Origin of the sequence: Kangiella japonica (genome assembly GCF_039523535.1) — a bacterium.
Classification (GTDB): domain Bacteria; phylum Pseudomonadota; class Gammaproteobacteria; order Enterobacterales; family Kangiellaceae; genus Kangiella; species Kangiella japonica.
Genome location: NZ_BAAAFM010000003.1, coordinates 992,490 through 1,013,095 on the forward strand (window position 1 = coordinate 992,490; position 20,606 = coordinate 1,013,095).

Below are 20,606 nucleotides of genomic sequence, written 5' to 3' on the forward strand. Positions count from 1 at the left end.
CACATCCAAGATAGCAGGTTAGGTGGATAATTGCTTCTCAAGCGCTTCAAACAGAATAGCGCCAATATTAATATTGTATTCGTTTTCCAATTCTCGCATACAGGTTGGACTGGTTACGTTAATTTCTGTCACATATTGGCCAATTACATCTAAGCCAACAAACAAAAGCCCACGTTTTACCAGATCCGGTGCAATCGCTTCGGCTATAGCTCGCTCATCTTCGGTGATTGGCATAGGGACGCCGCTGCCACCTGCAGCTAAATTACCGCGAGTTTCACCTTTTGATGGAATTCGCGCCAAGCTATAAGGCACAACTTCGCCGTTAACAATAAGAATACGTTTATCGCCATCTGTAATTTGTGGGATAAACTGCTGCGCCATAGCTAAATCTTGACCATGTGCAGTTAAGGTTTCAATAATTACCGAAAGATTAGGATCGCCAGACTTCACTCTGAAAATCGAAGCGCCGCCCATTCCATCAAGTGGTTTGAAAATAACGTCTCCGTGTTCATGAGCAAACTGCTTTAACTGCTCGGAATTAGCGCTGACGAGTGTTTTTGGCGTATGTTCAGGGAACCAAGCGGTATACAGCTTTTCGTTACAATCCCTCAGGCTCTCAGGATCATTGACCACCAATGCACCTTGCTGCTGAGCCAACTCCAGCAAATAAGTGCTATAGATATAGTTCATATTAAAAGGCGGATCTTTGCGCATTAAAATCGCGGAAAAGTCGCCGCAGTCAACTATGATTTGTGAGGCGTCCTGGAAGCTGTACCAGTCGTTTGAATTGTCTTGAACCTTGACGCGCTGACATAAAGCTTTGACTTTACCTTCCGCTAAATAAAGATCCTGCGGTTGGCAGTAATAAAGAGTCCAGTTGCGACGCTGAGCTTCTAGCATCAAAGCAAAACTGGTGTCTTTTTGTGTTTTGACGGAATCGACTGGATCCATCACCACGAGTACCGAGTGGGTCATAAGTATTGAAGAGTAGTGATTTTGTATTAAATTACCACGTTCTTGCTACAAGCTAAATATGAATCTATTCAAAAGATAAACTGAAAGTGGAAAGACAAGATAGGGCTCATTCACAAATAAGCAATAAATATTAACGAACCACTTTCAGAAAAGAGTTGGAGCCTATAAAGTGGTGTTAATAAAGAAGGAATAAGTCATTTCTTGTTCTTTCGAAGAAATATCGCTAAAAAGCTTGCATGCAAATGGCAAGCAATTTAGTCTTAAAACGTGATCTACTTTGCGAGTTTAGGACTTTTGTGGTAAAAGTTACCTATAAAGTTAAAAAACAGTTGAAGAAAGATCGCTAACTTATTATTAAATAGTGAATTTTCGCTATTCATAGGTAACCATTAGATGAGTGATTTATTTAACGGACTAAAAGTGATGGTGGTGGACGACAGTAAAACGATCAGACGTACCGCTGAAACACTTTTAAAAAAGCAAGGTTGTGACGTAGTCACAGGGGTAGATGGATACGATGCACTATCCAAAATTGCTGATTACAAACCCGAAATAATATTTATTGATATAATGATGCCAAGGCTAGATGGGTACCAAACCTGTGCCTTGGTAAAAAGTAACCAGGCTTTCAAGAAAACCCCAATAATTATGCTTTCCAGTAAAGATGGGGTCTTTGATAAGGCAAAAGGCCGAGTAGTGGGTTCGGATAATTACTTAACAAAACCTTTTAGCCGAGATGAACTTTTAAACGCTATTTCCGCACAATTAGACGGTAAGGCAACTGCCGCTGTATAAATTGTCGCGATTGTTATTATTAGAGAGGTAGAGAAACATGGCGCGTGTACTGATAGTTGACGATTCTCCAGCAGAAGCGCATAGCCTGACCAAAATTTTAGAAAAGAATGGTCATCAGGTTATAACTGCTCCTGACGGTGAGTCAGGCATAGCATCAGCTAAGGCAAATACGCCGGATTTAATTTTAATGGATGTGGTAATGCCTGGGCTGAATGGATTTCAGGCAACTCGCCAATTGAAAAAAGATTCAGGCACTTCATCAATCCCAATCATTATAGTTTCAACTAAGTCGCAAGCGACTGACCGCGTTTGGGGGATGAGGCAAGGCGCAAATGATTATATTACGAAGCCGGTAGATGAGTCTGCATTGGTAGAGTCTATTAACAACGTACTAGGATCATAAAAACTTATGCCTGAAACACACGCGAGCAGTGTTGTCCAACTACTCGACGATATTCGTCAGCGAGGACAAGACCATAAGGACTCATTGCCTCAACGTGATGTTCGAGGCGAAGCCTTTTGGAGTGGAATTGGATTTAGATTGAACGGCGTGAACTATATCGTTCCAATTGATGAGATCGTTGAACTAATCCCAGTTCCGCATACGACGAAAGTCCCAGGAACAAAAAACTGGCATAAGGGTGTCGCGAACCTACGTGGTGTCCTCCTTTCGTTGGTTGATTTACAAGAATATCTAGGGCGTTCAAGCTCACGAAGTATCCTCAAACAAAGAGTTTTGGTCATTGACCAAGAAGGATCCTATCTAGGTCTGGTAGTGGATGAGATTCGTGGTCTACATCATTTCGACGAAGATGAACAGGTAGAAGCAGACTTGACCGCTGACGCTGTTTTAGCACCTTATATTATTGGTGCCTTTGAGCGTGATGGGGAACTTTGGCGGATTTTTGGGATTAAAGAGCTTTTTGAAAGCCCTGAATTCCATCAAGTCGCCGTTTAATTTAATTTTTACAACAATATGAAGTCAAAAAGTCTCGGGAGCAACCTATGAGTGAGACCACTAATAACAGGAAAAAAGCAGGCCGTTCAGGAATCGGTATCTATGCGTTTCTTTTGGTCGTAATTTTGATTGGACTGGCGATTAACGCTGGTTATGGTTTCTTGCAAAGCCAAGATCAAAGTAAACGTATTGAATTAGCATCAGATATGAAGGTATTGTCGCAGCAAATCGCGACGAACGCCTCGGAGTCTGCGCAGGGCACGCAAAGTGCATTCGGAGATTTGGATGCTGCTACAAAACAGTTTGAAGGTAACTTGCGTGACCTGATTGATGGCGAAAAAGTCAGTAATCTACCGCCAGCTCCTGCAGGCATCCGTCAAGCAGAACTAAAAACTCTCGAAGACAATTGGAATAAGGTACGACCTCGCACGCAAGCCATTTTGGCTAACCAAGAAGTGGTTAACCAAATGTTCCTTAAAGCCGATGAGTTGTCTGAGCAAATTCCTGCAATGCAACGTAAATACGATAGTGTGATTGATATTCTGCTAGATAACCGAGCAAATGCAGAAGAGGTTCATCAGGCTACACGCCAGAAATGGTTGGCGGAACGTATATCATCAGGCATGCAGAAAGTATTGCGTGGGGGTGAAGAAGCCGCGATTGCAGCAGAAGACTTTGGGCAGGATGTTGGAACTTTCGGCGTTTACCTTGAAGGGCAGTTATACGGGGATGACCTGTTAGAAATTCGACGTGTAAACAATCCTGAAGCACGTGCCGCTCTTGAGTCTATTGTTGATGATTTCCAAAGCGTAAACGAAAACGTTGATTACATTGTTTTTAGTACGCCAAAGTTATTTGAAGTACAAGATGCATCGAATGCTGTATACGCAAACGCGCAGGCGCTTTTAAACAGCACGAATGAGGTGGAGGAAGCCTTTACCGGACAGGCAACAAGCTTTACCGATTTAGGTAGTGTTTACATCTCTGCAGCATTGTTTGGTGTCATCATCTTATTATTGATTGGCATGTACTTAAGCCAACGTACTGCAGAGAAAAAGCGATTAGCAGAATCAGAGATTGCTGCTGAACGCGAAAAAGAAGAGAACGCGCAGAACCAGGAAGCGATTATTCGACTACTGGACGAGATTGATAGTCTGGCAGATGGTGACTTAACGGTAAAAGCAACGGTAACCGAGGACTTCACGGGTGCAATTGCTGACTCCTTTAACTTAACCATTGACCAACTACGTGGCGTGGTCAGTGCGATAAACGAAGCGGTTGATCAAGTATCTAAGTCTGCTGAAGAAACACAACAAACGTCGACAGCACTTGCCGATGCATCTCGTCAACAAGCGCAAGAAATTACAGGAGCTTCTGCCGCGATTAACGAAATGGCGGTGTCTATTGAGCAGGTATCTGCAAACGCATCTGAGTCATCTCAGGTAGCGGAAAAGTCGGTAGAAATCGCTAAGAAAGGTGGCGCGGTCGTACGAAACACCATTCGAGGCATGGACACGATTCGTGAGCAGATTCAAGAAACCTCGAAACGTATTAAGCGACTGGGTGAATCGTCACAGGAAATTGGTAACATCGTATCATTGATTAACGATATTGCTGACCAAACGAACATTCTGGCACTTAACGCTGCGATTCAGGCATCGGCGGCAGGTGAAGCCGGTCGTGGTTTCGCGGTTGTTGCGGATGAGGTACAGCGACTGGCAGAGCGTTCAAGTAACGCGACGAAGCAGATTGAAGCACTTGTAAAAACGATTCAGACGGATACTAACGAAGCGGTAATCTCGATGGAGGATACGACTTCTGAGGTTGTTCGAGGTGCGCGTTTGGCACAAGATGCGGGTGTTGCACTGGAAGAAATTGAGTCTGTATCTACTAACCTGGCAGACTTGATTCAGTCAATTTCGAATGCGGCTCGCCAGCAGGCAGCGTCAGCAGGTCACGTCTCTAATACGATGACCGTTATTCAGGAAATTACTACTCAGACTTCTGAAGGTACGCAGGAAACAGCTAAGTCGATTGGTCAGTTAACATTGTTGTCTGATGAATTACGTCGTTCAGTGTCTGGTTTCAAGTTGGATTCAACCAACGACGATATGTTTGGTGCCGATAGTGGTGCTATGGAAGACTTCTCATCGGATTTCGCAAAAAGTGGCGAAGAGTTAAATGAAGATAGCGCCGCTCTAGAAAACGATTTTGATGGCGACACTTCACTAGAAGAGTTCTTGGAGCAGAGCGAAACTGGGGCTGATGAGTCATATAACGACGAAGAGCTTTTAGACGAAATCCCAAATGTTGACGATGAAGATACTGAGCTAGACTCAGACGACGACATCTTTGGTGAAGAAGATTTAAAAGACTTAAATGAAGACGAAGAAGATTTCTTAAAGGAAATTGATGAAACGTTAGACGGTTTAGATGACGACAGCGACTCTACTGACAGCGAAAAAACACGCTCTTAAATAACAATTAGCATAGGTAGAAACGCTTGAGGCAGAACTCACTCACTCATGTTCCTGAAATGAAGTCTGCCAGCTTTAAACGCTGGCAGTCTCTGATTAGACAATATTCGGGGATTTGGATTCCGACAAACAGGGCTTTGTTCTTAAAGACAAGTTTACTAAGAAGAATAAGAGCCCTAGATTTATCGGATTATGAGGAGTATTACCAAAAGCTACAGGATAAAAACTGGGCTTCAATAGAATGGTTTCAGCTAATAGATGCCTTAACCATTCATGAAACAAGTTTTTTTAGGCATAAGGAATCTTTCGACCTAGTTCAACATGTATGCCAACAAAAGATAATACAATCGGCTAACGCAAATAGTGATTGTAATATTCAAGTTTGGAGTGTTGGGTGTTCAACGGGGGAAGAACCATATAGCTTAGCCATAGCTTTGGAAGAGTTGGCTCTCGGAAGTTTAAACGAGAAAGGTTTACGATTTTTCTATGGCATTACAGGGGTAGATATCAGCTATCCATCGCTTACTGCAGCAAGAAAGGCAATATACGGTGAGCGAAAGATTCATATGATAGCTCCAGAAATTCGTGAACGTTATTTTAATCGTCATGATTCAAACCACTGGCGGGTAAAGGAAAACATACGTAACAGGGTGCTTTATTTGCAAAGTAACCTTAATCAGTTATCCAAAGCGCCCAAAAGAAATTACGACGTAATTTACTGTCAGAACGTGTTAATTTATTTTCGACCAGAAGATCGTGTTGAGATATTAAACGAGCTGGTGGAGCGGTTAATCCCGGGTGGTGTGTTGATTCTAGGAGTCGGTGAAATCATTAACTGGCAACATCCTGAGTTGGTACGAATAGACGAAAAGAATTGTTTGGCATATCAGCGACAATTATAGCTACAAACACGGTGTAAGCATGAAAGATAATCAAACAAAAGTAGCTTTTAACTGGGTTAAAGAAGAAGTAGAGACGACCCTGGAGCAAGCGCAACAAGCGATTAACGCGTTTGCCGACGATGAGTCGGATAAAACTCAGCTACACTTCTGTGCAAATTGTATGCATCAGATTAGTGGAACCATGCAAATTTTGGAATTTGCAGGTGCATCGTTACTAGCCCAGGAAATGGAAGCATTAGCAGAAGCGATTGGCGAAGGCACAGTTGAGTCTAATGCTGCTGCTTATGAAGAGTTTTTATCAGCAGTGCTACGTTTGCGTAGCTACCTCTCCCGTTATAGTGAAGGGAAGGCAGACTTACCAGTATTATTACTACCTACCATAAACTCTATCCGCACCTGTCGAAAAGCTGAGCCTTTGGGTGCAGGCGATCTAATTAACATTGATGTCGAGGGCGTTGAAGCGCCTGCAGCTCCTGAGCAAGTTGAGCTGAAAAGCGACATAGTCGCCGAGGTTCGGGCTTTGCGCATGAAATTCCAGCAAGCATTGCTTGGAGTCATTCGTGAAGTGGATACCCAAAAGAACGTCAAGAATATGCAAGCAATTACCCAAGAGTTATGGGCTTTGGGTGAAAGAGTGCCATACAACACACTATGGTGGGTTGCGACAGTCTTCTTAAGTCATGTAGAACCGTTGTTAACAGAGCATAAAAACTCAATTAAAGGCATGTTCGGTCAGATGGACCGTCGGATCCGAGAATTAATTGAGCAGGACATAAATGAAGAAGGCAAAAAGAAACTACTCGCCAACATGCTTTTCTACATCGCGCAATTGGATACCCAGGATAAGGCGGTAAAGGAAGTTCAAGACAGATTTAAGTTAAACCAACTATTAGAAACATTAGGTGACTTTGCTCAAGAAACTGAACAACTTCAGGGGCCAGGCACAGAAAGTTTACGAATAGCTTTGGGAGCTATTAACCAAGACTTGTCTGAGATTAAAGAGTCTTTAGATTTATATATTCGTACAAAATCAGTCGACGACGAACCTTTGGAAGAAATGCTGCCAATGATGCAGAAAATTTCTGACACCCTAGCGATTCTAGGCTTGAGTGAATCCAGAGAGATTGTCGAAACAAAAATGAAAGCGGTATCAGATCTGGTTGATGGAACAGTAACCAACCGTGATCAAGGTCTTGTCTCTATAGCTGAAACCGTACTTAAACTAGAAGATTATATTCAGCGGGCAATGTCGATGGATAGCCATCAACTTGCACGAGAAACAAAAAGTTCTGGGATCGATGACTCGTTACAGTTGGTCAACGCACGATATCAACTGGTGCAGGAAAGCCGCGGTAACCTATACAAGGTTAAAGATGCTATTACCGACTACCTTGAAGAAAGTCATAACATTAAGCGTTTACAAAGAGTGCCTGAACTTTTATCCGATGTTGAAGGTGCCTTAAGTTTTGCACAACTTGACAATTTATTAGAAGTTGTACAAAAAACAAATCGATTTATCAGCAAGTATTTAATCAGTGAAAAAGTAGTTCTTAGTGATAAAGAGGTTGAAACCCTCGCTGATGCTTTAAGTTCGGTAGATTATTACCTAGAAGGTTTAATGTCTTCTGGGTTACACGGACTTCCGATTGTCCTAGAAAGAGCCATAGAGAGTATTCGGGAATTAGAAGATCACTACGGTAGCTTAGAGGCTGAGACTCTTCCTGTTCTCGAAGATTCAGTGGAACTTCCAGAAATTGAATTGGTGGGCGTTCAAGAGCCAGAAGAAGATTTAATCGACGACGATTATGGTTCAGAAGCGAGCGAACAAGAAGCAGAAAAATCCGTACAAGCGGAGAGCGAAGATGAAGATGATTTGATCGATGACGAAGTTCGAGAGATCTTCATTGAAGAAGCAGAAGAAGTCTTAGAAGAAATGCACAGTCTACTTCCTGTTTGGAAAAATGACCAAGGCAATGAAGATGCACTAACAACCATAAGAAGGAACTTCCATACCCTCAAAGGTAGTGGACGCATGGTCGGTGCAAATGATGTTGGTGAATTAAGCTGGTCCGTAGAAAATATGCTGAACCGCTTAATTGATAATAGTATTAGTTTCAGCCAGGAGTTAATAGAGACAGTTGAAGCCGTTGCAAATGCATTACCAGCCATGGTTGAAGACTATGCTCAGGGCAAAGCTAGTGAATACCCTCAAGATCTTGCAGACCGCGCCGATAAAATAAGTAAAGGTGAATCTGTTTCTGCAGAAGAGAGCGCTGCTGAAGATTCTGTACAGAGTGTTGAAGAAGTAGAAGAGCCAGTACAGGAGCAAACACCTGAGCAAGAACTATTTGAAGTATTTAAGCAAGAAGCTGATGATCATATTGCAAATCTTGAAGCCTTCTCTAGCCAAATGGAGCAAGGCATCACTCAGTGTCAAATTAGTGACAACCTTCTGCGCTCTTTACACACACTGAAAGGTGTCGCGCATATTGCCGATTTAAAGTCATTAGCAAAAGTCATAGGTCCTGTGGAGAGCTACTTCCAAGAGTTGAATGCTCGAGGCTTAATGGCTGAACAGGAAGATATGTCCTTAGTTGCCCATACTAAGGAGTTATTACAACATATTATATCGGCACCCGAAGATGAAGCTGTTATCGAGGCACATGAGCAGTCTCTATTAGAGGAAGTTTCTGTTGCTAAAGCTCGACTTGCGGGTGACGACAGTAGTTCTGAGGAAGGACGTGATCCAGAATTATTAAAAGATGTCTTTAATATTGCAGCTGATGTGCTTGCTGATATTGATGCAACAAACTTACAAGAAACACCGGAAGAAGAAAGAGCCGATGCGGTTGCCAATGTTTTAGCATCAGTAGAGCGCTTATCAGCTATTATGAGTGAGGTAGAAATTGATGAAATAAAATCTACCGTGGACAGTGTAGCGGGTGCTCTGCAACGTAATATGGCTGCCTCTAAAGTCGATACTTCGCTAGGTGTTCTCTTATCAGAATCGTACTTACAGCTTGAAAATCAGTTTGACTGTTTGGCTGCTAATTTATCAATTCCAACTACAAAAGATCTTATACAAGCATTAGATACTTGGACTCCAGAAGTCGTTGAAGATGATAGTGGATTTGAGCTGATAGATTTGCAGCTTGAAGATTTAGAAGAAGAAACGAGTGAAGAGGCTGATTCAGAAATAACCGCAGGTGAAACTTCAGAAGAAGGTCAATCTGAAAGCACTGAATTAGAAAACTTAGACGATGCCTTGTTCGGCGATCTCGAACTAGCCGATATAGATACAGTAGAAGCCTTCGATAATGAAAAAGAAGATATTGTCGAAGAGAACACCGTTGATCTAGAAACTGAACTTGATGAACTGGGTCTGGCTGAATTAACCACAGATGATGTTGAATCTGAAGATGCGGCTGGTGATACCGATGATGATGAAGCGTTAGATTGGGACCTTGACCTGTCTGATATAGATACTGATAGTGCAGTAGCCGAGCAAGCCGCTGATGACTCTGACACAGCCGCTCTAACTGACGAAGTAGACAATATAACTAGTGATGCTGATGAATCAGAAACTGAAGAATCTTTGGTTGTTGAAGATGTTGAGAGCTCGGGTGAAGACGTAGAAGATGATGACGCGAAACAGGAAGTCACTCAGGAAACTACACAAGAAACAGCTCAAGAATCTGAACAAGTTGAAGAACAAGAAGTCGATATTGTTGAAGAAAGTGAGCTAATAGACTCGATTGAGGATGCAGAAAGCCTTGATGAGACCGAGTCAGAAGCTGCGATCGAAGAACTTGAAGCAGTTGATGTAAGTGAGTTAGAAACTGATGAAGATACTGCGCAAGAAGAGCAAGAACTTATTGCTGAGAATTCTGAAGCAGAAGATATCGTGGACGAGTCAACAGACGGCGCTGAGCTAGAAGAACCAGCCTCTGAGCCAGTTGCTGCGAAAACTTCTGACACAGTAAGCTTAGATATTGAGATGGATGAAGAGTTACTGGAAATCTTCACAGAGGAAGCAGAAGAGTTATTTGATAACGATATGCGACTTCTTGAGCAGTGGCGCGAAGCTCCATCAAATCTAGAGCCTATTGCAGAACTACAGCGGAACTTACACACCTTAAAGGGTAGTGCGCGTATGGCCGGCTTTACACCAATCGGTGATTTAGCTCACGGTTTAGAAGATTTATATACCGCAATTATTGAGAAGCGAATAGCTGCAACACCACAAGCTATAAAGCTTGCAACTAAAGCTGAAGATAAATTGATATCAATTTTCGCAGCGCGAACAAATCCTGAAGCGATACCTTCGCCTCAGTCGATGCTGAGAGAAATTGAGGAGTTCATTGAGGTTGAGAAATCTGGCGGTACTGCAACGGTAGAAGATGAAGTTGTCCCTCAGGAAACAAACGAGCCAGTAGTCGCAGAAGAAAAAGCTATAGAAGAAAAGGCGCCAGCCAAAGAGGATATCTGGGAGCAAGAACTGGTTGACCTATTCTTAAGCGAAGCCTCTGAGTTATTGGCTAACTATAAAGAATCAGTGAATACCTGGTCGAATGATTTTGCTAAACATGAGTCATTAGAAGCCGCGGCGAGAAGTCTTCACACCTTAAAGGGCGGTGCAAAACTGGCATTAATACGACCAATTGCTGAAGTAGCCGAGTCGCTTGAGAAAATTGTAGGGTTGCTACAACGAGATGCCCGAGCGGGGCAACAGCGTTGGGTTGAGCTATTAAAAACGGGTCATGAAGCATTAATAGAGATGGTAGAAACCGTACAAGACGGGAAGATGCCATCCGTTACATCTGAGCTTGAGCGCCGACTTCGTAACGACAAAGATGCAATTGTTGCGCAACTTTATCAGTTGGATAAGAGTGATTTGGCTGAGTCTGATGAGCAAGCCAAAGTTAATATTGTTTCGTTAGCCGAGCGTCAGAAGAAGAAAGAAGAACAAGCTAAAGATGCGGCATCACGTGACGTTATCCGTGTTCGTTCTGAGATTTTAGACAACTTAGTTAACTTGTCTGGTGAGAGCTCAATTTATCGTTCTCGACTAGAGCAACAAGTGGCGGATCTAAACTTTAACTTAGGTGAGATGTCATCGACTGTTGATCGTTTAAGAGAACAGCTGCGTAATCTTGAAATTGAAACCGAAGCTCAGGTTTTATACCGACGCGAAATTTCTGGTGAGTTTGATGACTTCGACCCACTTGAAATGGACCGATATACTCGTCAACAAGAATTGACACGAAGCTTGCTTGAGGCTGCGAGTGACTTGATGTCTATTCAGGAGACTCTAGATACTAAAGTTGGCGATGCGGAAGCTACCTTGCTCGCACAGGGGCGAGTGAATACTGAGCTCCAAGACCGGTTAATTCGTACACGAATGGTTCCATTTAACAGCATCGAAAGTCGTTTGCGTCGAATGGTTCGCCAAATTTCTTCGGAGCTGAATAAAGATGTCGATTTAATCCTCACCTCAGAAGGCGAGATGGACCGTACTGTAATTGAACGTATGGTTGCTCCACTGGATCACATGTTACGTAATGCAATTGACCACGGCATTGAAAGTAAAGAGCAACGTAAACGCTCGGGTAAGCCAGCCAAAGGGCAAATCAAGCTAAACTTGAGCAGACGTGGTAATGAGGTTTACATCGAAATTGAAGATGATGGTGCTGGTATCCGCAAGGATAAAGTGAAGCAACGTGCAGTGGCACAAGGCATGATCGACGAGTCGTATCAGCCGTCAGATCGTGAGCTGTATCGTTTGATTCTACAGCCAGGCTTCTCAACGGCCGACACAGTCACACAGATTTCAGGTCGTGGTGTTGGTATGGACGTTGTCCATAGTGAAATCCTTCAGTTGGGCGGCTCATTGAATGTCAGCTCTGAAGATGGTAAAGGAACAACCATGACGGTTCGTTTGCCATTTACCTTATCATCGAATCAATCGTTAATGGTTAAGGTTAAAGGCGAGCCATACGCAATTCCATTGTCAAATATCACAACGGTAGCGCGTGTAAAAGCCAGCGACCTATTAGATATTTATCAAAGTAAGAAAGATACCTTCGAGCATCTTGGTGAAGAGTTTGAACTGCGTTATCTAGGACAGATTTTAGAGCGTAATTCTGAAATTACTCCGCCGACGTCTGAATACGTACCTGTATTAATAATTCAGGGTGAAGGAAGACCGATTGCTGTACACGTCGATGAGTTACTAGGTTCAAGAGAAATTATTGTTAAAAACGTTGGCCGACAGATTTCTGCTGTGCCTGGAATTTCAGGCGCGTCGATTACAGGTGATGGTACCGTTGTACTTATCCTTGATATGCAGACTTTGGTTGATAGATTCCACGAATGGGATTTCTCAAACGAAGGTGGCATTGTTGAAGAAGTCACGCAGGAAGATCGCGTTCCAACAGTTATGGTTGTGGATGACTCAATTACCGTACGTAAAGTAACAGCCCGTCTACTACAGCGACACCAGTTCCAAGTAATGACTGCGAAAGATGGGGTCGATGCAATTACGCAGTTGCATGATGATATTCCGGATGTCATGTTACTGGATATTGAGATGCCACGAATGGACGGTTTTGAACTTGCTACGATTATTCGTCACGATGAACGTTTGAAGCATATTCCAATCATCATGATTACGTCACGTACCGGTGAGAAACACCGTGAACGAGCCGAGGAAATTGGTGTGAACCAATATTTAGGCAAGCCGTATAATGAAGATAAGCTGCTTTCAACTATTGATGAAATGCTAGAGCTGGATATTTAAAAAGGCGGCTCATGAATACAGTATTAGTTTTGCTAGGTGGCTCAACTGGCGGCCCAGCTGCCGTGAAAGCGTTCATTGACGCACTACCAAACAAAACGTTACCTGTATGCTTTGTGTTGGCAAACCATATAACGCAAGAATTTTTGCCGGGTTTGCAATCGATGTTGAACGAGCACCCTTTCATCAGTGCAGAAATTGTAGATGGAACAAAACCAATTGCGCCCGGTAAGCTTTATATCGCGCCAATTGATAAAAAATTAAACTTTAACCCAAATGGTCGAATTTATTTAGAGGAATCCAGCTGGGAATCGCCGTTCGCACCAAATATTAGTCAGATGTTTTCAGCTGTAACGGGGTTGGAGAAGTACAAAAAAATAGCGATTATATTTAGCGGTATGGATGGCGATGGTGCCTCAAGCGCAGACATTCTCGACGAGAATGGTGTCGAAATTTGGTGTCAAACGCTTGAGACTTGTGTCCAAGCATCTATGCCATTAAATATGATGCGAACGGGTAAAGTAATCTATAAAGATAGCCCTGAGGGGTTAGCAAGACAGTTGTGTGACTACTTAGAGAGTCATCATTCACTTGATCAATATGCGTGAGAATTTGCATGAGCAAGACAGTTAAAGATGTATACAGTTTTTTGGTACCAATCCTCGAAGATAGCCTATTGTTACCCAATACAGTAGTTGCGGAGATTGTTCCATTCATGAACGTAACCCTGGATGATGGGGTAGAGGAAAATGATGAATGGAAAGTCGGCACGGTGGTATGGCGCAATATTAGTATTCCGGTAATCGCGCTGGAGCGTCTCCAAGGCAAGAAAGACTTAGGCGATATTAAGCGTTCACGAATTGCTATTTGTTATACTCTTAATGGGAATCAAGATGTGCCATTCGTGGCCATTATGGTGCGTGGTATTCCACGTCTTATCCCTGTGGATAGCGATAATAGCGAGTTTATCTCCGACAGTTCGCAAAGCTCGGATGACGGCGTGAAAGCATGGGTTAAAGTGGATGGTAAGAAAGCATTGATTCCTGATTTGGATTTAATCGAATCTAAATTAAGCGCATAAACAGTAATATGATAAAGAAAAAGGCTACTTAAGGTAGCCTTTTTTGATCTGTCTCTAAGGTCTAAGTTAAGAGCTAAAAATCACCCCAAACCGAATTTATGACTGAGACTGCCGCCAAGGCCGCTGTTTCAGTTCGTAAAACTCGTGGCCCTAATGCAACCGGTGTAATATCGTTACGTGTAACTTCATCAACTTCAGGTTCACTGAAGCCACCTTCCGGGCCTACCCAAAGCGAAATAGACTGCTCGAAATTAACCGCGCCATAGCTTTTAAACTGAGTCTCGGCATCAGGATGTAGGAAAAAGTCCTGCCCCGAACGCTTACTGATAGCTTCTGACAATGGTGTGACTGGATTAAGTTTAGGGATCTGGTTTCTACCGCATTGCTCGCAGGCGCTAATAATGACCTTTTCCCAGTGCTGTATTTTTTTGGCCCAGCGTTTTTCATCAAGTTTTACGCCACAGCGCTCGGTAATGATTGGTGTAAACTCTTTTATGCCAAGCTCAACACCTTTCTGTAACGTCAAATCCATCTTATCGCCACGCGAAACCCCTTGGTATAAGTGAATATACAAGGGCGACTCAACATTTATCTCTTGAGCCTGAAGCAGATGCACCTGAACCTGATTCCGCTCTATGGCTTCGATTTTGCCTTGGTAGTCGTGACCATCACCATTAAATAGCACAACTTCACTGCCAACCCTCAAGCGCAACACACGGCTTAGATGGTTACTGGCTTCGCGATCGAGCGTAACCATAGTGCCAACCTGTAGCTGCTCGTCAGCGGTATAAATACGAGGAATACGCATAGTTGAGTCCTTACTAAGAATTCTTAGCTTTAATCCTTAGTCGCCAACTGGATACCTTTCCAGGCGATGTCGGCTAACGTGTCGATTTCCTCAGGCGTAATCACATACGGAGGCATAAAATAGACTACGTTACCCAGAGGGCGTAATAAAGCACCACGCGATAAAGCATATTCATAAACGCGCATACCGCGGCGCTCTTTCCAGTCGTAACCTTGGCGTGTCTTTTTGTCTTGCACCATTTCAGCTGCTAGGATCATGCCCGTCTGACGAACTTCGGCGACGTTTGGATGCTCAGCGAAGTGAGCAGTTGCTTGCGCCATGTGCTTCGCCAGTTCTCGGTTGTTTTCGATAATCGGCTGTTCGCGGAAGATCTTTAACGTCGCGTTTGCTACCGCACAACCTGTGGCATAGCCGGTGTAGCTGTGCGAGTGTAAGAAGGCCTTTAAGGTTTCATAGTCGTCGTAAAACGCTTCAAAAATCTCTTCGCGAGTTAGCATCGCTGACAGAGGCAAGAAACCCGCCGTTAAACCTTTTGAAATACACATAAAGTCAGGAGAGATATCCGCCTGTTCGCAGGCAAACATAGTGCCGGTACGGCCGAAACCCACAGCAATTTCATCCACAATCAAATGAACCTGGTATTCATCACAAAGTTTACGCAATTCAGTTAAGTAAACAGGGTGATACATGCGCATGCCGGTAGCGCACTGGACTAATGGCTCTAAAATAACTGCGGCAACGGTTTCGTGCTTTTCTTCGATCATCTTGCGCATGTGCACAAACTGACGCAAGGAATACTCTTCCCAGCTTTCGCCTTCTTCGCGGTAATAACAATCAGGTGATGGCACCGTCATAACGTCAAACATCATGGTTTTATACGGCTCTTTATAAAGCCCTACGTCGGAAACCGCTAATGCGCCTGTGGTTTCACCGTGATAACCATTCTCTAAGGTCACAAACTGAGTTTTTTGTGGCTTATCTTTTAACTGCCAGTAGTGAATACTCATCTTAAGCGCGATTTCTACCGCCGACGAACCATTCTCACCATAGAACACACGGTCTAAGCCCTCTGGCGTAACCTTGACCAGTTTTTCCGCTAACTCGATAGCTGGTTCATGGGTAAAGCCCGAAAAGATAACGTGCTCAAGCTGATCGACCTGATCTTTCATCGCCTGTGCGATAGTCGGGTTGGCATGACCAAATAGATTGACCCACCAAGAACTCACCGCATCGATATAGCGATTACCATCAAAATCTTCGAGATAGACCCCATCACCTTTTTTAATCGGCGTCATTGGGTATTTTTCGTAGTCCTTCATCTGACTACATGGATGCCATAAAACGGCCAGATCGCGCTCTTTCAGACTTGCGTTATTCATAAGTTAAATCTTTTGATTGAATCAATCGTGGCGACATTATCGCGTATTTGGGAGTAAGTCTCAAAGGGGGCTGCGCAGAATAATGAGGTGCAGCTTATACACAGCTATTGGACCAAGCATACTTTACGAACTTAACAAACTGAAGATAGCCTTCTTTAGCTTTATAAGAAACAACGATCTGCTTTCCCACCACGTTAACTTGGTAAGAAGGAGAATTGTAAACTCTCGTTGGAATATAGGTAACGTAAGACGCTACCCAGCCGTCTTTGTGGCTTGTTAAGACTTTAATTAATTCATCATACGCATGATCACCCTCGGAAATGGTATTTCCACAAAACTCAAATTGTTGAGGAATCAAATCAACCCGAATTTCTTGACTACGAAAAACGTAAAGGTAGATAGCGGAGACCAAAATAATTATGGATAGAATTAATAATATTAGAGCTTTAATGTCAAATCCTTATATACAGATACGTAGCAGTAGGGTGCGTCGAGACGCACCGTAATATACAAAAGTTCTAATGGTGCGTTATAACGCAGGGTCTGCCCCATGGGGTACCCTACGCTAGCTCTCCGTGAACTTTCTAAAATAGTAAATTGATTATACGAAAAAGGCGACAACACTCCAGATATTTGTTTTATGGGAACATTAAAAGGGAAAAACCTCGAAATCACGTTGCTCTTTTGAGGCTACGCTAGCTTATACTTGATATCTCTTCAGCGAGAAATCTTGGCACTTGCTTGCCTTCAATTTCTGTAAATTTTTTTTCGTAATCTTCACGTTTCCTAAATGTAAAAAACTGCCCTTTAGACGAACTTTTGCTTCCCGGCTGCTGATTCCACTGAGCATAGATACGGAAATAGTCGCCAGCCACATAACCAATTACCTTACACTGCTGGCGATCGTTTGATTTCTCGATTCCATTAAGCTTTTCATTTCTAATCAAGCGCTTCAGAACGTTTGGGCGAGGCCAGGTAACCTTCCATTTATTACCTGCTTGATCATGAACCTCTGCCTTCAAAACTTCGTCAAGTGGAAAACCATTGGGTAGATTAATCAGAATATCTGCACGCTTGCCCTCGGAGAGATTGATCGGTTGACGTGGGCTCTGATCATAAACCCATCTTTTTTGAGACCAATGGTAACGCCTAAAAATGCTGTGCCATCGGCGTTGTGGCTTCATAAAGTAGCGGATGTAGTCAACTGACACGGGGCGCCGCCCAACCGATCTGATAGTGATCTTATGTTTTGGAACAGCTCCACCGGAAGAGTGCTCGAACGAGAAGTCAGCGGCGCATAGTAGGGACGGATTGTCTCGTTTATGTGCCCTGAAACGAAGAATCAAGCTGATCACACCAATCACAGTACCAATGGTTCCGGTCACTGCGCCCCAGACTGCTAATGTTTGAATTAAGGTACTTTCTTCCATGTGCCTCAGGATATAACATCTTACTATACGAATTCGTTCGTAACACTTTATTATTCTTAATGTTTTTTTACAAGTGTCTACTTTCTAGATATTTAGTGGGTTAGCGGATCTTCAGACCGCTATATCCAGTATATTTCGGACAAAACAGGTAGTTTTCCATGCCATTAACACCGCTATTTACTAATAATGATATTTTTATAAAGTTAGTGCTTACTTTTATTTTGCAATTAGGACTTTCGAAATAGACTAAGTTTCACTAGTTCGTTTTTTGTTGAGGATTATAGAAATAAAAAAAGCCGGCAGAAGCCGGCTTTTTTGCATTACAAACAATGGTAATTAATAACGATAGTGCTCAGGCTTGTATGGGCCGTCGACTGTGACGTTGATGTAAGCTGCTTGTTCGTCGGTTAGCGTGGTTAGCTTTGCGCCGATACGCTCTAGGTGAAGTTTGGCAACTTTTTCGTCAAGGTGCTTCGGTAAGATATAAACGTCGTTGTCGTATTTGTCACCGTTTTTCCAAAGTTCGATTTGCGCAAGAACTTGGTTAGTGAACGAGTTCGACATAACGAAGCTTGGGTGGCCTGTAGCACAACCTAGGTTAACTAAGCGGCCTTTGGCTAGCAGGGTAATGCGCTTACCGTCTGGGAATACCACTTGGTCAACTTGGTCTTTAATGTTGATCCATTCGTAGTTTTCTAAACTAGCAATGTTAATTTCGTTGTCGAAGTGGCCGATATTACAAACGATCGCTTGGTCTTTCATGCGCTCCATGTGCTCATGGCGAATGATGTCGTAGTTACCGGTTGCTGTTACGAAAATGTCGGCTTGCTCAACAACGCCTTCATCTTCAAGGTTAACCACTCGGTAGCCTTCCATCGCTGCTTGTAATGCACAAATTGGGTCGATTTCAGTTACCCAAACGGTAGCGCCAAGGCCACGTAGCGATTGCGCAGAACCTTTACCCACATCACCGTAACCACAAACGATAGCCACTTTACCGGCGATCATAACGTCAGTTGCACGCTTAATACCGTCAACCAATGATTCACGGCAGCCGTATAAGTTGTCGAATTTAGACTTAGTGACAGAGTCGTTTACGTTGATTGCTGGGAATGGTAATTCACCAGATTTTTTCATTTGGTATAAACGCGCAACACCAGTCGTCGTTTCTTCAGTCACACCTTGAATCTCAGCAAGCGTGCGTGAGTAGAAAGTGTCGTCTTCGGCGAGCTTCGCTTTGATTGATTTGAATAGGGCAGTTTCTTCTTCGCTACCTGGGTTATCCAATACGCTGATGTCTTTTTCAGCACGCGTACCTAGGATAAGAAGCATGGTCGCGTCGCCACCATCGTCAAGAATCATGTTTGGTGAACCGCCGTCGCTCCACTTCATGATGCGGTGCGTGTAGTCCCAGTATTCGTCTAGCGTTTCGCCTTTGTATGCGAAAACTGGAATACCTTGGTCAGCCATAGCTGCTGCTGCGTGATCTTGCGTCGAGTAGATATTACAAGAAACCCAACGGACTTCTGCGCCTAGCGCGATAAGCGTTTCCATTAACATGGCGGTTTGGATCGTCATGTGTAATGAACCTGCGATGCGTGCGCCTTTTAGTGGCTGTTCGCCTTCGTATTCTTCACGAATCTGCATCAAGCCTGGCATTTCGCTTTTCGCCATTTCAATTTCTTTGTGGCCCCATGAAGCGAGGCTAATATCTTTTACAATGTAATCTGTCATGTTGTTCCCAATAATTGGTTACGATTTACGTAAATACTTAGTGTGTTGCTGCTTTTCTGTAAGCAGATAATTTATAGCCCAGCAGCAGCGCGTAGTGCGTCAGCTTTATCGGTGCGCTCCCACGTGAAAGTGTTTTCGGTGCGACCGAAGTGACCGTATGCTGCTGTGGCTTTGTAAATAGGGTGTAATAAATCCAGCATTTGGATTAAACCGCGAGGGCGTAAGTCGAAGTGCTCACGAACTAACTCGACTAGTTTATCTTCGCTGACTTTGCCAGTACCAAAGGTATTAACACTAATCGAGGTTGGCTCGGCAACACCAATAGCGTAAGACACTTGAATCTCACAACGTTCCGCTAAACCTGCGGCAACGATGTTTTTGGCGACGTAACGGCCAGCATAAGCTGCGCTACGGTCAACTTTTGAAGGATCTTTGCCCGAGAAGGCACCGCCACCGTGACGCGCCATACCGCCGTAGGTATCGACGATAATCTTACGGCCAGTTAAGCCACAGTCGCCCATAGGACCACCTATTTCGAACTTGCCCGTTGGGTTAACGAAGTATTTGGTATTGGCAGTGATCCATTCGCTCGGTAAGACCGGCTTAATGATTTCTTCGATCACAGCTTCTTGCAAATCTTTCTGTGAAATTTCCGGCGTGTGTTGAGTGGATAAGACCACTGCATCAATGCCTACTGGCTTGTCATCTTCATAGCGGAAAGTCAGCTGACTTTTGGCGTCAGGGCGCAACCAAGTAAGCTTACCATTTTTACGAAGCTGTGCTTGGCGCTCGACTAAGCGGTGTGAATAGGTAATCGGTGCAGGCATTAGCACGTCAGTTTCGTTGCTGGCGTAACCAAACATCAAACCTTGATCACCAGCGCCTTGAGCATCTGGATCTTCGCGATCAACGCCTTGAGCAATATCAGGACTTTGCTTACCAATAGCGTTCAATACAGCACATGAGCTAAAGTCGAACCCCATGTCAGAGCCCGTGTAGCCGATATCTTCGATGGTTTTTCGCGCAATACCTTCGATATCAACCCATGCGGTTGTTGCTACTTCACCAGCAACAATGACCATACCGGTTTTAACCATGGTTTCGACTGCAACGCGAGCGTTAACATCTTGCTCTAGGATAGCGTCGAGAACTGCATCAGAAATTTGGTCAGCGATTTTGTCTGGGTGGCCTTCTGAAACAGATTCAGAAGTAAAGACGGAATAATTGCTCATTGTCTAACTAATACCTTTAGTTTGTGTGGGTACACTTAC

At 43.6% G+C, this 20,606-nt stretch carries 15 protein-coding genes; 8 read left to right on the forward strand and 7 right to left on the reverse strand.

Annotated elements, in window-relative coordinates:
* Window positions 1-18 precede the first annotated feature (18 nt).
* On the reverse strand, window positions 19-975 hold the full coding sequence (gshB, locus tag ABD128_RS08130; RefSeq protein WP_343989016.1) for a glutathione synthase: 957 nt from the start codon (window positions 973-975) through the stop codon (window positions 19-21).
* A 393-nt stretch (window positions 976-1,368) separates the two neighbouring features.
* On the opposite strand from gshB, the gene pilG reads away from it, so the two are divergent.
* The 8 genes from pilG to ABD128_RS08170 are packed head-to-tail and all read left to right on the forward strand — an operon-like array spanning window position 1,369 to window position 13,984.
* Window positions 1,369-1,770 carry a twitching motility response regulator PilG gene (gene pilG / locus ABD128_RS08135; RefSeq protein ID WP_343989018.1) on the forward strand — a complete coding sequence of 134 codons (402 nt, stop codon included), beginning with the start codon at window positions 1,369-1,371 and terminating at the stop codon, window positions 1,768-1,770.
* 37 nt (window positions 1,771-1,807) lie between these two features.
* The gene (locus ABD128_RS08140; RefSeq protein ID WP_343989020.1) at window positions 1,808-2,173 is read left to right on the forward strand and encodes a response regulator transcription factor; all 366 of its coding nucleotides are present in this window, start codon (window positions 1,808-1,810) and stop codon (window positions 2,171-2,173) included.
* A gap of 6 nt (window positions 2,174-2,179) precedes the next feature.
* The gene (locus tag ABD128_RS08145; RefSeq protein ID WP_343989022.1) at window positions 2,180-2,728 is read left to right on the forward strand and encodes a chemotaxis protein CheW; all 549 of its coding nucleotides are present in this window, start codon (window positions 2,180-2,182) and stop codon (window positions 2,726-2,728) included.
* A 47-nt stretch (window positions 2,729-2,775) separates the two neighbouring features.
* Window positions 2,776-5,205 (forward strand): methyl-accepting chemotaxis protein, encoded by a 2,430-nt coding sequence (locus ABD128_RS08150; RefSeq protein WP_343989024.1) that lies wholly within the window; start codon window positions 2,776-2,778, stop codon window positions 5,203-5,205.
* A 59-nt stretch (window positions 5,206-5,264) separates the two neighbouring features.
* Window positions 5,265-6,107 (forward strand): CheR family methyltransferase, encoded by an 843-nt coding sequence (locus tag ABD128_RS08155; RefSeq protein WP_343989026.1) that lies wholly within the window; start codon window positions 5,265-5,267, stop codon window positions 6,105-6,107.
* Window positions 6,108-6,126: 19 nt separating this feature from the next.
* Window positions 6,127-12,906 carry an Hpt domain-containing protein gene (locus ABD128_RS08160; RefSeq protein WP_343989028.1) on the forward strand — a complete coding sequence of 2,260 codons (6,780 nt, stop codon included), beginning with the start codon at window positions 6,127-6,129 and terminating at the stop codon, window positions 12,904-12,906.
* Window positions 12,907-12,917: 11 nt separating this feature from the next.
* A complete protein-coding gene (locus ABD128_RS08165; RefSeq protein ID WP_343989030.1) occupies window positions 12,918-13,511 on the forward strand; it encodes a chemotaxis protein CheB in 594 nt (197 codons plus the stop codon).
* Between the two features lie 8 nt (window positions 13,512-13,519).
* Window positions 13,520-13,984 carry a chemotaxis protein CheW gene (locus tag ABD128_RS08170; protein ID WP_343989032.1) on the forward strand — a complete coding sequence of 155 codons (465 nt, stop codon included), beginning with the start codon at window positions 13,520-13,522 and terminating at the stop codon, window positions 13,982-13,984.
* Window positions 13,985-14,057: 73 nt separating this feature from the next.
* Here ABD128_RS08170 and ABD128_RS08175 read toward each other — a convergent pair whose 3' ends face one another.
* The 6 genes from ABD128_RS08175 to metK form a co-directional block, all read right to left on the reverse strand.
* A complete protein-coding gene (locus tag ABD128_RS08175) occupies window positions 14,058-14,792 on the reverse strand; it encodes a 16S rRNA (uracil(1498)-N(3))-methyltransferase (RefSeq protein ID WP_343989034.1) in 735 nt (244 codons plus the stop codon).
* Window positions 14,793-14,821: 29 nt separating this feature from the next.
* Window positions 14,822-16,171 carry an adenosylmethionine--8-amino-7-oxononanoate transaminase gene (locus tag ABD128_RS08180; RefSeq protein ID WP_343989036.1) on the reverse strand — a complete coding sequence of 450 codons (1,350 nt, stop codon included), beginning with the start codon at window positions 16,169-16,171 and terminating at the stop codon, window positions 14,822-14,824.
* Between the two features lie 94 nt (window positions 16,172-16,265).
* Complete coding sequence (locus ABD128_RS08185; RefSeq protein ID WP_343989038.1) at window positions 16,266-16,529, reverse strand: hypothetical protein; 264 nt, start codon at window positions 16,527-16,529, stop codon at window positions 16,266-16,268.
* Between the two features lie 337 nt (window positions 16,530-16,866).
* Window positions 16,867-17,601 (reverse strand): hypothetical protein, encoded by a 735-nt coding sequence (locus ABD128_RS08190; RefSeq protein WP_343989040.1) that lies wholly within the window; start codon window positions 17,599-17,601, stop codon window positions 16,867-16,869.
* A 336-nt stretch (window positions 17,602-17,937) separates the two neighbouring features.
* Window positions 17,938-19,335: an adenosylhomocysteinase gene (ahcY, locus tag ABD128_RS08195; RefSeq protein ID WP_343989042.1), complete on the reverse strand. Its 1,398-nt coding sequence runs from the start codon at window positions 19,333-19,335 to the stop codon at window positions 17,938-17,940.
* Between the two features lie 71 nt (window positions 19,336-19,406).
* Entirely contained in the window at window positions 19,407-20,567 is a 1,161-nt protein-coding gene (gene metK, locus ABD128_RS08200; RefSeq protein ID WP_343989044.1) for a methionine adenosyltransferase, read from the reverse strand.
* Window positions 20,568-20,606: the final 39 nt, after the last annotated feature.

What these genes read in the sequence shown, in the direction of transcription:
- gshB (WP_343989016.1), bottom strand. Translation starts at nt 975, where the DNA reads ATGACCCACTCGGTACTCGTGGTGATGGATCCAGTCGATTCCGTCAAA.
- pilG (WP_343989018.1), top strand. Translation starts at nt 1,369, where the DNA reads ATGAGTGATTTATTTAACGGACTAAAAGTGATGGTGGTGGACGACAGT.
- ABD128_RS08140 (WP_343989020.1), top strand. Translation starts at nt 1,808, where the DNA reads ATGGCGCGTGTACTGATAGTTGACGATTCTCCAGCAGAAGCGCATAGC.
- ABD128_RS08145 (WP_343989022.1), top strand. Translation starts at nt 2,180, where the DNA reads ATGCCTGAAACACACGCGAGCAGTGTTGTCCAACTACTCGACGATATT.
- ABD128_RS08150 (WP_343989024.1), top strand. Translation starts at nt 2,776, where the DNA reads ATGAGTGAGACCACTAATAACAGGAAAAAAGCAGGCCGTTCAGGAATC.
- ABD128_RS08155 (WP_343989026.1), top strand. Translation starts at nt 5,265, where the DNA reads ATGAAGTCTGCCAGCTTTAAACGCTGGCAGTCTCTGATTAGACAATAT.
- ABD128_RS08160 (WP_343989028.1), top strand. Translation starts at nt 6,127, where the DNA reads ATGAAAGATAATCAAACAAAAGTAGCTTTTAACTGGGTTAAAGAAGAA.
- ABD128_RS08165 (WP_343989030.1), top strand. Translation starts at nt 12,918, where the DNA reads ATGAATACAGTATTAGTTTTGCTAGGTGGCTCAACTGGCGGCCCAGCT.
- ABD128_RS08170 (WP_343989032.1), top strand. Translation starts at nt 13,520, where the DNA reads ATGAGCAAGACAGTTAAAGATGTATACAGTTTTTTGGTACCAATCCTC.
- ABD128_RS08175 (WP_343989034.1), bottom strand. Translation starts at nt 14,792, where the DNA reads ATGCGTATTCCTCGTATTTATACCGCTGACGAGCAGCTACAGGTTGGC.
- ABD128_RS08180 (WP_343989036.1), bottom strand. Translation starts at nt 16,171, where the DNA reads ATGAATAACGCAAGTCTGAAAGAGCGCGATCTGGCCGTTTTATGGCAT.
- ABD128_RS08190 (WP_343989040.1), bottom strand. Translation starts at nt 17,601, where the DNA reads ATGGAAGAAAGTACCTTAATTCAAACATTAGCAGTCTGGGGCGCAGTG.
- ahcY (WP_343989042.1), bottom strand. Translation starts at nt 19,335, where the DNA reads ATGACAGATTACATTGTAAAAGATATTAGCCTCGCTTCATGGGGCCAC.
- metK (WP_343989044.1), bottom strand. Translation starts at nt 20,567, where the DNA reads ATGAGCAATTATTCCGTCTTTACTTCTGAATCTGTTTCAGAAGGCCAC.